Here is a 13,344-nt window from a genome sequence, read left to right as displayed (position 1 = left end):
GTCGTCCGGGATCACGCCGACATCGCTGCGCTTGTAGCCAGGCATCAGTTCCATACCGCCCCCATCTTTTTCAGGTGCTCATCCACCCGCGCTGAGAGTGTGGCGAGCTCTTTGGTCAGTGTCGGCAGCGGCGTGGCATAGCGTTCCGCAAGCTGGCGGATGCGACTGGTGAGGGTTTGAGAAACCCGATCCAGCTCGCCTTGCACGGCATCGGCCAAGGTCGCCAACCATTTGTCGTCCACTACAAGCTGCTTGATCTCTTCCTCGGTCAGCTTGGGGTACTTGGCATCCAGCTTGGCCTCAAGGTCATCCTGCGCCGCTTTCAGCTTGCCTTTGATATCGGTCTGCTTGTCGAGCAAGGCGGCGTAGTCCTGCAGCGCCTTGCGCTCGTCGGCGTAGTCAGGATCTTTGCCGATCTCCTTCAGGCGGGCTTTGACAGCCTTAGCCGTGATCTTCTGCTTGTCGCCTTCGCCTTCAATGACCTCGGCCAGCAGCCCCTCTTCGCCGCTGTTCTCTTCCATCATCTCCTGAAGTTGCTGCTCGACATCTGCCAGCTTGCCCTCAAACGCTTCAATGGCGTCGCGCTCCGCGACGAAGTAACGGGCTATCAGAATTGGCGCAGGAATCAGATCGGATTTGAAGCGCCGCTTGCCTTTCTTGTAGTCATGCGCTTCGGGCCACGCCAGCTTGCCGTCCTTGTTCTTGACTTGAAGAATTTCACGCGGCTGCGCTCCAGCCTGCCAGCCTGCGTCTGATATCAGGTAGCAGTCGTCTTGCATCGTCTCGGCCCAGTAGTCCATGAGGTGTTGGTACACGTCATAGGCATTGGCGAGCGGCGTCGGCTTGAATCGGGCAAGCAAATCCTCGGACAGTGCCTCGATCAGTTGCTTTGGGTGGCCGTTTTTCGCAAAGCCCTTCAGTAGCGGGGTGTGGGCCTGCTTCCAATCAGCAAAGACCTTGGTGGCCGCCTGATTGAATGCAGTGAATTCAGGATGCGCAAAGATGGTGGTCTTCACCTCGGCGATGGGCAGTTTCAACTGTGCATAACCAGCGCGCCCGGCTGACTCGAACAGGGTATTGCGCACACCGGGGATCACCTTCCAATAGTCGCTCAACGCATCCAGGTCACGCTCTGGAATCCCGCCACGCAAGTGGCCATCGATGTCCTGGATGTCTTCAGGTTCGGTGCTGTCGATGTAGCGTGGCAGGTTGAGGTTGTAGTCGTTCTTGGGATCTGCGATCTCGGTCAGCGGCACCATGCGCGAGTAGCGTGGCAACTCTGCCAACTTGGTGAAGGCATCGACGATCTTGTGAATGTCCTGCTCACGCAGGCGGTTCTTGGCACCGTCCTTGATGAAGCCCTTGGAGGCGTCGATCATGAAGATGCCTTTGCGTGCAGAAGCGTTTTCCTTGTCCAGCACCAGGATGCAGGCGGGGATGCCCGTGCCGTAGAACAGGTTGCCCGGCAGGCCAATGATCCCTTTGAGGATGCCCGACCGCACCAGCTTCTCGCGGATGACAGCCTCGGCATTGCCCCGGAAAAGAACACCGTGAGGGAGAATGCAGGCGCCTTTGGCGGTGCTCTTCATTGAGCGAATGATGTGCAGCAGGTAAGCGTAGTCGCCTTGCTTTTTCGGCGGTTCGCCCCAAGCAAAACGCTGGTGCGCATCGCTGGCAGGGGTCAGGCCGGTGCTCCAGGTCTTGTCTGAAAACGGCGGATTGGCGACGACGTAGTCATAGGTACGCAGCACTTCTGTTCCGTCTTTTTGGCCATCCTTGAACTTCGGCGAGGCCAGCGTGTTGCCCTGCAGGATGTTGGCGGTTGGAAAGTCGTGCAGGATCATGTTCATACGGGCGAGACCAGCAGTGGTCACGTCCATTTCCTGCCCTTCCAATGTGATGTGCTTGCCAGCCTCGGCGGCCACCTTGAGCAGCAAGGAGCCAGAACCGCAGGTGGGGTCATACGCGGTGGTCGAGGCCACTGCATTGGCAGGGGAGATGCCCACGACCTTGGCCATGATGCGACTGACTTCGGATGGCGTATAGAACTGGCCTTTGCTCTTGCCGCTCTGCGAGGCAAAGTGCCGCATCAGGTATTCGTAGGCGTCACCCAGGATGTCGTCGTTCTCGGCTCGGTTCTTCGAGAAATCCAACTCGGGCTTTTGGAAGATGCCGATCAGGTTGCTGAGGCGATCCACCATCGCCTGACCCTCACCGAGCTTGTTCGGGTCGTTGAAATCAGGAAAGTCACTGCGTGCCAGGCGGTTGTTGGCTTCGATCAGGGGCTGAATGACCTGTGTGTTGATCTTGTCGCCGATATCGCTTTTGCCCTTGAGGGCAACCATGTCCTTGAAGCTGGCTCCGGGCGGGATAGTGACTGGCGGGGCAAAGTCATCAGAGTCACCGTATTTGTCCGAGACGTACTTGATGAACAGCATGAACAGGACGTAGTCCTTGTATTGGCTGGCATCCATGCCGCCGCGCAGTTCATCGCAAGACGCCCAGAGGGATGAGTAAAGGTCTGATTTTTTGATGGCCATTTGTGATCCTATTTCCGTGTTGTGCTTGTCGCCGGGGCGCGGTAGCCGGGCGCGAGCTTTGCGTTTTCGACGCCATACAAGGCCAGCGGATCGCTGAGCCAAAGGCGGTACTGTTCTTCTGTGAGGCTGTGATTTGGTGAAGCATCCACGCTCCAGCGCAGCAGCATGTAGCCCGCCACCGCCGCGCGAACGCGCATCCGGATCGAGCCGTTAGTCATCCCGTAGTCCATCTTGATGATCTCGGGGCGGGCGAGACGCGGGTGCGGCACCAAGTCCAACTCCACGATCCGCGTCCACTGGATGTCGTTGTCCGGCCGTTCGTTGGCCTGTGGCTCCTCGTCGAGCAGCGTCGGCGCTTCGATGCGGGTGACGACGAAGTCGCGGAATTCGCCGGACTTGCGGTCAAACGCCCGAACGTGCCAGCGCAGGCCGGTGTCCACCAAGGCAAAGGGCACGATGACGCGCTCGGACTCGCCGCTGCTCATCGAGTGGTAGCGGATCGCCACCGGGCGCTTGGCGCGGATTGCGCGGCAAATCGGGGCCAGCACATCCATCTTCGGACTGCTTAAGACGGATGGCGATTCGCAGGGCAGCAACGGCAGCGTCGCGCCGTTCACACCATCACCGAAGCCCAGAGCAAGCGCCGACAGCACGCGCTGCGGGGCGTGCTCGAACAGCGGAGCAAACGCCTGCCCGATGCGGTAAATCTTGTGGCTGCCGTCGAAGGTGATGTTCTGCGGCGCGGTCTCGCGGTACAGCGCCAAGTCGCGCGTCGCCCCCGCCGGAGCCACGCCGAAGCGCTCGATCAGGTCGGGGCGGCCGATCTCGCCGAAGAAGAAGAGCCGGAAGTCGACGTAGGCCAGCCGCTCGCGCTGGGCGTGGCTCAGGCTCTCGACGCGCTGGGGTTGAGTCACCGACGGCTCCTCATCCAAGACGGACGACCGAAAGACTGTGATTGGTTTTATGTTTGTTCATTGCTAGGCGATTCACATCATCAAACTGATGACATTATGCGCGACAAACTGGCATCCAACAACACAAACGTGCCCCTGCCGCTGGAGGTTAGTGCGATTCCGTGTTTGGGGATTGAACCGGCGTCCGCAAAGGTGGGCGGACGCGGCAGCGAGGATCAAAAGGCGGCGATCAGCGTAAAATCACCGCTCAAAGGTGCTCGTTGCAACCCATTGCATCCTTGATAGGCCGCGTGGCGTCGCCTCAGCACCACCAATACCCAAAATCTCAACCCTCATCGGTTGGGATTTTTTTTTGCCCATTCCCCAGTGTTGGCGCGGTTTCGTGCCTTGATCTCTTGAGTACGTACCTCCCGAAGTCGTCATTCCGGGCGCGCGTTTCTCCGTTTTTCTCTCTCTGTTCTCTGTTGTCCTCTTGAGCATTCAAGGCCAGAAGTCGGGATCGGCGCGGGTTTGCAGGCTATCGGTTTGCTTCTTCGCTTGGTTGGGCGCGTGCGAAAGAAATACCGCAGCCCAAAATTGATCAGGCGTTGATTAATCGGCTCAAGGGGATCCTTCAGCCTAACCGCCGCAATGCGTACCAGGAAGTTCAGATTCTTCCGCGCATGGACGAACTCAAATTAAGTGGGCCTCGCGTCTTAATCGTGATTAAGCCAGATGATAAAGTACCGCGCAGCATCACTTTGTTTGACCTTGCGGTGGACCCGCCACGGCTGTGGTCGAAGCAGCGGTCAAACTCTATTTGATTCGAAAGTCCTCGTGTAAATTACTCCAATGGTCCTTCAGTTTCTGCTTGTGCGCCTCATTCATTGGGAGATCTTTGATTGCCTCTCGCCAAAGATTTCGAGCCTTGTCCATAACATCATCCAGGTGAGGTTTAATTACGCTCCATGGAATCTCGGCATGATCAGCCCATGACTGAAAATTTGCCAAAGAGACGTCATACCACTCTTTAGTCTTTCCTAAATTAAGCGCGAAATACCGTTCACCGTCGATATATACGCTCGTGGTAAGAATATCGTATGCTGGTGAAAGCCTTGGCGTGATTTTATCTGAATAAATCAAACTCCAATTCTTTAGATGCGCATCACCATTGGCGAGAAGAATGTTAACTAGCAATCTCCTGGCGAATTGTTGTGCATCGGCCAAACCATTACCAGAATAACCGTAAATAATACGGCCGATTTGCTTGTAGCTTGCCGAGTTGTATTTTTCATGGGCATACTTAACCAGTACCTGGGCAAAGTCTTCCATATGGATACGCACATCATCATTGCGATCAAAGCGTTTGATTGCGAAGGCTAGCTTTTCATCGGGCAAGTTTATCTGAGGAAGATTGTCGAGTTTATTCAACTCAACCAGCTTAATTTCTGGAATCTCGACTCCAACTAATTCCGCAAGTTTCATTGCGGTGTATTCGTTTACCGGCACATCTTTATGCTTGGTGGAAGGGGTTTTTACAATCCAATCGCCCAAGACATCACCTTTAGAAAGATTGTAGCGTCCGTCCTTTTCCTTCATAGAAAATTTCATCTGAACGCCGGCCAACGAAAATTTGTTTTCCGGTGATACTTTGTCAAACTTTATTGCTCGAGCTTTGCCGTGAGTATTAAGAACACTATCTGGAACATCGTCTGGTTCCATCGGCTCAACCACCAAGGCGCCAGGTAGGTCAGCACCTAAATATGAGAGAATATGGAACTCGTTGTCGACATGAACTTTAAGCCCTTGCGCAATCAACTCCCGCAAGGATCCCTCCGGAAGTAAATTGGACAATGCAGGGTGCAATCTCTGGTTTCTTGCCCACGGTTCCGCCATTATTTTTTTAGAACGAGGGAATGCTGGGTGAGTAATCAAACTAAAGGTAGGGCGGCTTGCATCACTCTTAAATTCCTCGGCAAAGTTCAGCACATTTCTACCGCCTTGATAGCCAGCCAAATAGCCGACCAGCCTGTCGTGCAGGCTCAACTTGAGTACGTTTATTTCATCGACACGGTTATCGCTCATGATTCATCCCCCAGCAAACCCTGCCATGGATCATCTGAGAGACTTTTCTTTGTATCTTCCTTTGAAGGTTTTTTCGCCTGAGACACATGAATCGTGCCTGGCTCGGAACTCTCCTGTTCAAGCAGCGCCATAACAGCGCCAAGCTTTTCCTTTGGTATGAGCATAAGTTCGCTATTCAAGCCCTTCGCGATCAACTCCAAGGTGCCTAGCCTGGGGTTTCCTTTGGATTCCAGGCGCTGATATTGCTGACGAGATACGCCTACACGCAACATCATGTCGTTCTGCTTGAGGCCGAGTGTCAGTCGCCGCTGTTTTATCTGGTGGAGTAAAGAATTCATCATAGTAAACATATATGTTGCTTTTACAGTTTAAAGCAATATATTAGTTTCTTTTATTTCCAGAGGCAACTTATTAGTTGCTTTTAAGGGGTTCGCCACACCGTAAGTATAAAAAGCAACGTATATGTTGCCTTTGTTGACTGCTTAGCTCTCTTTGTTGATCAGTCAATCAACCAGCGAAGCCTTGCTGCCTAGCCCCGGTGCGCCCCTACACGGAGGACACAGAACCGGATCTGCCGCTGGCCTTCGGGGCTGCTGGTAGACTGCCTGAGACAGCGTTCCTCAAAGGCTTCAATGACGACTTGACGATACAGTACTCGGCCGCGAAGTTTCAGGAATTGAGGGCCAACACCCTCAGACCGCCAGCGCTCGAGGCAAGCCTCACTGGCTCCTTATCGGTTGGCCAGCTGCCGCTGGTTCATATGCAATACTTCCATTTCGTTGTTGTTTGTGGGAGGCCATGAACGCTCGTCATTGGAATTGTTGCAAGCTATTTAGGACGTTTTCGAGCAAGGGTTTGGCGCGGGTTTCCGGCTGTTTATTCGCCAGGAAAACTGCCTTTACTCAGGCGACCCGCCCTTGAAGCGGGCTACCCGTTCACGATGAGCCGGACATCCCGGGTGAGTGGCATCTCGGGTCTGCAGGATTGCCGCAAGTTTTGGGAAATCCCGGTCGAAGGCAATGTCGGTATGGATCAAGACCCCGGCAAGCCTTTCAGTGGCGACAGCATCCTGGTCAAAGGTGTTGTGCGTGTCTGCCTCATGAACGACATGGAGCTCGACATTGGCGCTGGTATCGACGATAGCTACTACGACCTTGACGAAGCCGAAGCGTAACGCGTTCGATTCAGAGCAAACCAGAAAATCACCCATTAACACCCATTCCAGGGCCACTCGGCTTCAAAATGGGTGTTAATGGGTGTAGTATTGGTTGCATGCTACGTTCAGACACCCTCCAGATCACACCCGAGATCCTGAGCCTGATTGCCAGGATCGACGAATTCAAAGGCGCATGGCGGGCCTTGGGAACGCTCGCGCCTGAGCGTCTTTCGGCGCTGAGGCGGATGGCGACCATCGAAAGCATCGGCTCGTCCACCCGCATCGAGGGCAGCAAGCTGACTGACCGCGAGGTGGAGCGCCTGCTCTCCAACCTTGCCATCCAGTCCTTCGACACCCGCGACGAGCAGGAAGTGGCCGGTTACGCTGGGCTGATGGATCTGGTGTTCAGCTTGTGGCAGGACATCCCGTTCAGCGAGAACTACATCAAGCAACTGCACCAGATCCTGCTGCGCCACAGCGAAAAGGACGCGCGCCACCGGGGACAGTACAAGACTAATTCAAACAACGTCGCCGCCTTCGATGAAAGCGGGACTCAGATCGGCATCGTCTTTGAGACCGCCACGCCGTTTGACACGCCACGGCTGATGACCGAATTGGCGTCGTGGGTGAACGATGAGCGAGAGAAGGGGCACCTGCACCCCTTGTTGATCATCGCGATCTTCGTCGTGGTGTTTCTGGAAATTCACCCCTTTCAGGATGGCAACGGGCGTTTGAGCCGGGCTCTGACGACCTTACTGCTGATCCAGGCCGGTTACGCCTATGTGCCGTACAGCTCGCTGGAAAGTGTGATCGAGCTGAACAAGGAAGCCTATTACCTGGCCCTGCGTCAGACGCAAGGCACCATCCGCACGGAGGCGCCCAACTGGCAGCCATGGCTGGTGTTCTTCTTGCGCTCGCTGGCCGAGCAGGTTCGACGTCTGGAGAAGAAGGTCGAACGTGAAAAGATCGTGCTGGCCGCGCTGCCGGAATTGTCACTGCAGATCGTGGAATTCGCACGAGAGCACGGGCGCGTCACGATGATGGATGCCATCAAACTGACCGGAGCCAGCCGCAATACCCTCAAGCAGCACTTCCGCAACCTGACCGAACGCAATCACCTGGAGCAGCACGGCAGCGGACGCGGTGTGTGGTACGGGCTGAAGTAACGTAGTCAGTTCAATTCCGGTTTTGGGAATTGAACCGGCGTCCGCACCGCGCGGCCTGAACGATCTGGAAGCCAAGCTATCGGGCTAACCGCCGTCAAGAATGAGGTGGTGAAGCCAGCACTTACTCTGATCACCCTGCTGCGCGAAGGCCGTTTCGTTCAATTTCGATCAGGCAATCCCGGGTATTTCAAGGTGGCTGCAGATGCGGCCGTCTGGTAGACTGATGACGACTTAAAACGATTTTGAGACCTCCTTGAGCGCCAATGCCATGAGTGCCGAACCTTGGGTTACTGCAATCGATGTCGCCCGGCATCTGGGTGTCGTGAAGGACACCGTTTACCGCTGGCGCGAACGCAAGGGCCTGCCCGCGCACAAGATCGGTCGGCTATGGAAATTTCAGTTGTCTGAGGTCGATGAATGGGTGCGCGCGGGCGGTGCCGATGAAGAACAACGTAGCGATGGCCAGACGCCATCGCACAAAGCTTGAGGGGATGGGCGTCAATGCCAACACTGAACTGGATCGGCAAAGAAGCCGTCGTCAAGCACCACAAGGAAGTGCCGTTCCGCCTGCTGGAGCCGGTGCCGGAGCTGTCCTGCGGCCCGGCGCAAGGCAAGGACAGCGGCAACCTCATCGTGCAGGGCGACAACCTGCACGCGCTCAAGGCGCTGCTGCCGCGCTATGCGGGCCAGGTGAAGTGCATCTACATTGACCCGCCCTACAACACCGGCAACGAGGGCTGGGTCTACAACGACAACGTCAACAGCCCGGAGATTCGCCGCTGGCTGGGCGAGGTGGTCGGCAAGGAAGGCGAGACGCTGGACCGGCACGACCGCTGGCTGTCGATGATGTACCCGCGCCTGGTACTGCTGAAGCAGTTTCTGCGCGAGGATGGCGCGATCTTCGTTTCCATCGACGACAACGAAGTAGCGACGTTACGGTTGCTGATGGACGAGATATTTGGGGTGAAGAATTTCGTGGCGACCGTGCTGTGGCAGAAGATTTTCTCGCCGAAGAACTCAGCGCGTCATCTCTCCGAGGACCACGATTACGTAGTGGTTTACGCGTCGAACGCAGATAAGTGGAAGCCAAATCTCTTGCCAAGGGGGGACGATGCGAAGGCGCGTTACAAAAACGACGATAACGATCCGCGCGGCCCATGGACCTCGGGGGACTTACAGGCGCGCAATTACTACTCTGAAGGGACCTACCCCGTTACATGTCCGTCTGGGCGAGTCATACCCGGCCCAGGAAAAGGAATGTACTGGCGAGTATCAAAAGCCAATTTCGACCGACTGAATCAAGAGGGGCGCATTCGGTGGGGTGAGTCTGGGAACAATATGCCTCGCCTCAAACGCTATCTTTCGGACGTGAAGGATGGTGTGGTGCCGCAGACGATGTGGTTCTACAAAGATGTCGGGCACACTCAGGAGGCGAAAAAAGAACTGCTCGAGTTGGTCGACTTTGATACCTCCGACGACGTTTTTATCACGCCGAAGCCTACCCGTCTCATTCAGCGCATCCTGCAGATTGCTACCGACAAGGATTCCATCGTCCTCGACAGCTTTGCCGGTTCGGGCACGACCGGGCATGCCGTGCTCAAGCAGAACATCGAGGATGGCGGCAATCGCCGGTTCATCCAGGTCGAAATGATCCCCGAAGTGGCAAGCGCCATCACGGCGGGACGCGCCAAGCGCGCCATTACCGGCTACATCAACGCTAAAGGGCAAACTGTCGAAGGCCTTGGCGGCAGCTTCCAGTTCTGCCGTCTGTCTGCTGAGCCGCTGTTTACAGCCAAGGGACAGATTCGCTCTGATGTCACATTTGCTCAACTGGCCGAGTTCGTCTGGTTTGCCGAAACCGGTACGGGCTTTACCGGTACGACCGACTCTCCCCTGCTGGGCATCCACGAAGGCCGCGCTATCTACCTGCTCTACAACGGCATCCTCAAGGACAAGTCCGTGGGTGGTGGCAATGTGCTCACCGGCCCGGTGTTCGATGTGCTGCCCAAGTTCGCTGGCCCGAAAGTGATTTACGCCGCTGCCAACCGCATGGGCGCCCGCGCCGCACGCGAGGGCATCACCTTCAAGCAAACGCCTTACGCGCTGGAGGTGTGAGTGAAGAACTCTTTTGAGCTTTGCCGTGACAAAGATTTGCGTGGTTCGTGGAATGCACTGGTGTGGCTGACCGAAGGGCGCGTAGTTTGTTGGCGACTGCGTGTAGTAATAATCTGGAGTTGATTGATAAAAGAGGTGCACAAATGGATACAAAGACACTGATTGATTCGGCTATGGAGCTAGACCCTGCCGAACGATTTGAGCTGATTGACGAGCTTTTGCATAGTCTCGACCGTCCGGATCCGGAGCTTGACCGCGTCTGGATCGAGGAGGCAGAGCGACGACTTGCGGCCTATCGCACTGGCCGAATGCAGGGTATTCCGGCCAGCGACGTGGTCGGCGAATTGTAATGCGCGAGGTGATGCGCATCGATTTTTCCCCGCAGGCCAAGGCGGAATTCGAGGACGGCGAAGCGTATTACGAAAGGCAGGTTCCCGGCTTGGGGGCACGTTTTCGCACGGAAGTACGCCAGGCCTTGCAGCGCATGCGCCACTGGCCGTTAGCGGCACCGGTCGAGCGCGGGGATATCCGGCGCATGATTCTGAGCCGATTTCCGTACAAGCTGCTGTATTCGGTTGAGCCGGATTGTCTTTTCATTATTGCCGTGGCCCACATGCACCGCGCCCCGGATTACTGGATTGATCGGGAACCATCGTGACGAGCTTCACCCCCAAAACCTACCAGTCGCAAGTGCTCGACAGTGTGGAAGTCTACTTCAAGGCTTGCCACGAACTGCCATCACCTTCGATTGCCTTCACCGCCACCACGGAACGTCTGTGGGGGCGCGGCAACCCGTACAACCCGCTGTCGAGCTTCCCGGCCGATATGCCGTACTTTTGCCTGCGCGTGCCCACCGGCGGTGGCAAGACCTGGCTGGCGGCAAAAAGCATCCAGCTCGCCAACACCTACCTGCTGCGATGCGAACACAGCGTGATTCTGTGGCTGGTGCCGAGCAAGCCAATCCGTGAGCAGACGATGAAGGCGCTGAAGGATCGCAGCCACCCCTACCACGCCGCACTGCGCGAGTCGGGCCCCATCACGGTGTTGGATCTTGAAGAAGCCAAGAGTGTGACCCGCGCCACGCTGGATACCTCGACCACGGTGATTGTCGCCACACGGCAGGCGTTCCAGGTGGAAGAGGAAGAGTGCCGCAAGGTGTATCAGTCCAGCGGCGCACTGATGCACCACTTTGACAATCTATCGCCAACGCAGCGCGACGAGTTGCTGACCGATGGTGAGGAAAGCGAGCGCACCATGCCGTATTCGCTGGCCAACGTGCTGCGCCTGCGCCGCCCGTTCGTGGTTGTCGATGAAGCGCACAACAGCCGCACCGAACTGGCCTTCGACATGCTGGCGCGTTTCCGCCCCAGCGGCGTAATGGAGCTGACCGCCACGCCCGACTTGGAGCGTACGCCGAGCAACGTGCTGCACAGCGTATCCGCCTCCGAGTTGAAGGCGGAAGAGATGATCAAGCTGCCAGTGGTGTTGCAAACTGAACCCAACTGGCAGCAGTGCTTGGCCGACGCCATTGGCCGACGCGATGCTCTGCACAAGCTGGCCGATGAGGATCGCCGGGCGGGGGCTGCGTACCTGCGTCCACTGGTGCTGATTCAGTCGGAACCGCGCCGCGCAGGCGTCGATACGCTGGACTTCGAGCGCGTAAAGAACGAGCTGATTACCAACCACGGCATTCCCGCCAGCGAAATCGTGGTGGCCACGGGCGAGGAAAAGGGGCTAGAGCAGATTGATGCCGACTACAAGCTGAGCATTGCCGACCCGGTCTGCCCGGTGAAGTTCGTCATCACCCAGAGGGCGCTGGCCGAGGGCTGGGACTGCCCGTTTGCTTACATTCTGGTCAGCATGGCCTCGTTGTCATCGGCCACGGCGGTGGAGCAGTTGCTCGGGCGTGTGTTACGGCAGCCTGGCGCCAGCCATCGCAGTGCCCGCGCATTGAATCAATCCTATGCCTTTGTGGTGTCGCGCAATTTTGCCGAAACGGCAGGCGCACTGCGGGACCGCTTAGTGGCCGGAGCCGGATTTGAGCGGCGCGAAGTCACGGAGTTCGTTACTGCCGCGCTGCCTGAGCAGGCACGGCTGGACCTCGAAGGTCACGCCGGGCGCGTGGTCGTTCGGCCCGTAGCGATTACGTTATCCGAAAAGCCCGACCTGAAGAGTGTGCCGAAACCGGTGCGTGACAAGGTCAGTTGGGATGGCAAGCTCAATACGCTGACGATCAGCACGCCGCTCACGGAAGAGGAAGCCGAAGTGCTCAAGGCATCGGTCACCTCAGAAATTGCTGCGGCGGCGATTGTGGAAGCGGCCGAAGTTAGCCGCACCACGGCGATTGAATTCTTCCAGACGCCCGCCGAACTGGGTGAGCGGTTCCGCGTGCCGCAGTTGGCATTGCGTGTGCAGGGCCAACAAGGTGACTTGGTGCTGTTTGATGACCCGGAGGTGCTGGAATATCCGTGGGACCTCTCGTCCTACGATGCCGCGCCAACGGCCGATGATCTGACGACGTTGGGTGCAGCACTTAAGGTGTCGGAGGGTGGCGAGATCGACATCGACGAGGGCGGTCACGTGGTGTCGCGCTTCCTGCCCGATCTGCAACGGGATTTGGGGCTAGTGTATCAACCGGAAAACTGGGACGAGATTCGCCTCGTCACCTGGCTGTGTCGCAACCTTCCCGAGCAGTCGTTGGCCCACGCCAGCAAACAGGCATTTGTTGCCGCGTGGCTTACCGACTTGCTGCGCCGGGAAGGATTCACGCTGGCGCGCGCCAACCTGCAGAAGTTTCTGATCCGCAATCTGGTCGAGGCACGCATTCGTGAACTGCGCAAGCAGGCGGTCGGTAAGGCGTTCCAGCAGGCGCTATTCGGTGACGATGCGGCCACGCGCGTGGCGGTGACCGATCAATACGCCTTCGAGTTTCACGCCCAGGCCTATGCGCCGAGCCGTGATTACGACGGGCGCTTCGGACACTTCGATTTCCGCAAGCACTTCTATGGGCGCATGGGCGACCTCGACAGCAACGAAGAGTTCGAATGCGCCTGCCAGTTGGATATGTGGGCGCAGCAGGGCCGCATCCAGTTCTGGGTGCGCAACCTGGTTCGGCGGGAGGGCAGTTCGTTCTTCCTGCAGAAGGCCGATGGCCGCTTCTACCCGGACTTCCTTTGCCGGTTGCCCGGTTCGGCAGGCCAGCCGGGGCCGATTCTCGCGGTTGAGTACAAGGGCGCAGATCGCTGGAGCGGAGCTGAGGATGACCGCCTGATCGGTGGCCTGTGGGCCAACCTGTCGGATGGCCGCTGCCGGTTCGTGATGGTCAAGGACAAGCGTTGGGATTGGGTTGAGGAGAAGCTGAAGTGAAACCGAATACCAGTACCCCAAAA

At 57.2% G+C, this 13,344-nt stretch carries 12 protein-coding genes; 8 read left to right on the top strand and 4 right to left on the bottom strand.

All coding sequences use genetic code 11. The features are described 5' to 3' along the window. Window positions 1–44: 44 nt before the first annotated feature. Both NSMM_RS09445 and NSMM_RS09440 read right to left on the bottom strand, forming a co-directional pair. Window positions 45–2,540, bottom strand: coding sequence for a type I restriction-modification system subunit M (locus NSMM_RS09445; RefSeq protein ID WP_090286884.1), 2,496 nt, complete (start codon window positions 2,538–2,540; stop codon window positions 45–47). A gap of 8 nt (window positions 2,541–2,548) precedes the next feature. Further along, window positions 2,549–3,472 carry a WYL domain-containing protein gene (locus NSMM_RS09440; protein WP_245654757.1) on the bottom strand — a complete coding sequence of 308 codons (924 nt, stop codon included), beginning with the start codon at window positions 3,470–3,472 and terminating at the stop codon, window positions 2,549–2,551. Window positions 3,473–3,550: 78 nt separating this feature from the next. Here NSMM_RS09440 and NSMM_RS15685 point away from each other — a divergent pair, with 78 nt between their 5' ends. After that, window positions 3,551–3,736, top strand: a complete 186-nt coding sequence (locus NSMM_RS15685) for a hypothetical protein (RefSeq protein WP_090286882.1) — start codon at window positions 3,551–3,553, stop codon at window positions 3,734–3,736. Window positions 3,737–4,249: 513 nt separating this feature from the next. Here the strand turns inward: NSMM_RS15685 and NSMM_RS09425 are convergent. Further along, window positions 4,250–5,518, bottom strand: coding sequence for a type II toxin-antitoxin system HipA family toxin (locus tag NSMM_RS09425; RefSeq protein WP_090286878.1), 1,269 nt, complete (start codon window positions 5,516–5,518; stop codon window positions 4,250–4,252). Then, complete coding sequence (locus NSMM_RS09420; RefSeq protein WP_176753925.1) at window positions 5,515–5,856, bottom strand: helix-turn-helix domain-containing protein; 342 nt, start codon at window positions 5,854–5,856, stop codon at window positions 5,515–5,517. Before NSMM_RS09420 ends, NSMM_RS09425 begins: the two co-directional genes overlap by 4 nt. Before the next feature lie 620 nt (window positions 5,857–6,476). On the opposite strand from NSMM_RS09420, the gene NSMM_RS15680 reads away from it, so the two are divergent. From NSMM_RS15680 to NSMM_RS09380, 7 genes are all read left to right on the top strand, one after another. Next, complete coding sequence (locus NSMM_RS15680; RefSeq protein WP_176753924.1) at window positions 6,477–6,692, top strand: hypothetical protein; 216 nt, start codon at window positions 6,477–6,479, stop codon at window positions 6,690–6,692. Window positions 6,693–6,790: 98 nt separating this feature from the next. Beyond that, window positions 6,791–7,840, top strand: a complete 1,050-nt coding sequence (locus tag NSMM_RS09405; RefSeq protein WP_090286872.1) for a Fic family protein — start codon at window positions 6,791–6,793, stop codon at window positions 7,838–7,840. 268 nt (window positions 7,841–8,108) lie between these two features. Next, window positions 8,109–8,327: a helix-turn-helix domain-containing protein gene (locus NSMM_RS09400; protein WP_090286870.1), complete on the top strand. Its 219-nt coding sequence runs from the start codon at window positions 8,109–8,111 to the stop codon at window positions 8,325–8,327. Between the two features lie 14 nt (window positions 8,328–8,341). Continuing rightward, window positions 8,342–9,955 (top strand): site-specific DNA-methyltransferase, encoded by a 1,614-nt coding sequence (locus NSMM_RS09395; protein WP_090286868.1) that lies wholly within the window; start codon window positions 8,342–8,344, stop codon window positions 9,953–9,955. Between the two features lie 143 nt (window positions 9,956–10,098). Further along, window positions 10,099–10,305 (top strand): addiction module protein, encoded by a 207-nt coding sequence (locus NSMM_RS09390; RefSeq protein ID WP_090286866.1) that lies wholly within the window; start codon window positions 10,099–10,101, stop codon window positions 10,303–10,305. Next, on the top strand, window positions 10,305–10,613 hold the full coding sequence (locus tag NSMM_RS09385) for a type II toxin-antitoxin system RelE/ParE family toxin (RefSeq protein WP_218121067.1): 309 nt from the start codon (window positions 10,305–10,307) through the stop codon (window positions 10,611–10,613). Before NSMM_RS09390 ends, NSMM_RS09385 begins: the two co-directional genes overlap by 1 nt. Further along, window positions 10,610–13,321, top strand: a complete 2,712-nt coding sequence (locus tag NSMM_RS09380) for a DEAD/DEAH box helicase (protein ID WP_090286864.1) — start codon at window positions 10,610–10,612, stop codon at window positions 13,319–13,321. Before NSMM_RS09385 ends, NSMM_RS09380 begins: the two co-directional genes overlap by 4 nt. Window positions 13,322–13,344: the final 23 nt, after the last annotated feature.

The sequence above is a fragment of the Nitrosomonas mobilis genome (assembly GCF_900103035.1).
Taxonomy (GTDB): domain Bacteria; phylum Pseudomonadota; class Gammaproteobacteria; order Burkholderiales; family Nitrosomonadaceae; genus Nitrosomonas; species Nitrosomonas mobilis.
The sequence above is the reverse complement of the archived record's forward strand: the minus strand, read 5'-3'. Positions and strand labels throughout refer to the sequence as shown.

What these genes read in the sequence shown, in the direction of transcription:
- NSMM_RS09445 (WP_090286884.1), bottom strand. Translation starts at nt 2,540, where the DNA reads ATGGCCATCAAAAAATCAGACCTTTACTCATCCCTCTGGGCGTCTTGC.
- NSMM_RS15685 (WP_090286882.1), top strand. Translation starts at nt 3,551, where the DNA reads ATGCGCGACAAACTGGCATCCAACAACACAAACGTGCCCCTGCCGCTG.
- NSMM_RS09425 (WP_090286878.1), bottom strand. Translation starts at nt 5,518, where the DNA reads ATGAGCGATAACCGTGTCGATGAAATAAACGTACTCAAGTTGAGCCTG.
- NSMM_RS09420 (WP_176753925.1), bottom strand. Translation starts at nt 5,856, where the DNA reads ATGAATTCTTTACTCCACCAGATAAAACAGCGGCGACTGACACTCGGC.
- NSMM_RS09405 (WP_090286872.1), top strand. Translation starts at nt 6,791, where the DNA reads ATGCTACGTTCAGACACCCTCCAGATCACACCCGAGATCCTGAGCCTG.
- NSMM_RS09400 (WP_090286870.1), top strand. Translation starts at nt 8,109, where the DNA reads ATGAGTGCCGAACCTTGGGTTACTGCAATCGATGTCGCCCGGCATCTG.
- NSMM_RS09395 (WP_090286868.1), top strand. Translation starts at nt 8,342, where the DNA reads ATGCCAACACTGAACTGGATCGGCAAAGAAGCCGTCGTCAAGCACCAC.
- NSMM_RS09390 (WP_090286866.1), top strand. Translation starts at nt 10,099, where the DNA reads ATGGATACAAAGACACTGATTGATTCGGCTATGGAGCTAGACCCTGCC.
- NSMM_RS09385 (WP_218121067.1), top strand. Translation starts at nt 10,305, where the DNA reads ATGCGCGAGGTGATGCGCATCGATTTTTCCCCGCAGGCCAAGGCGGAA.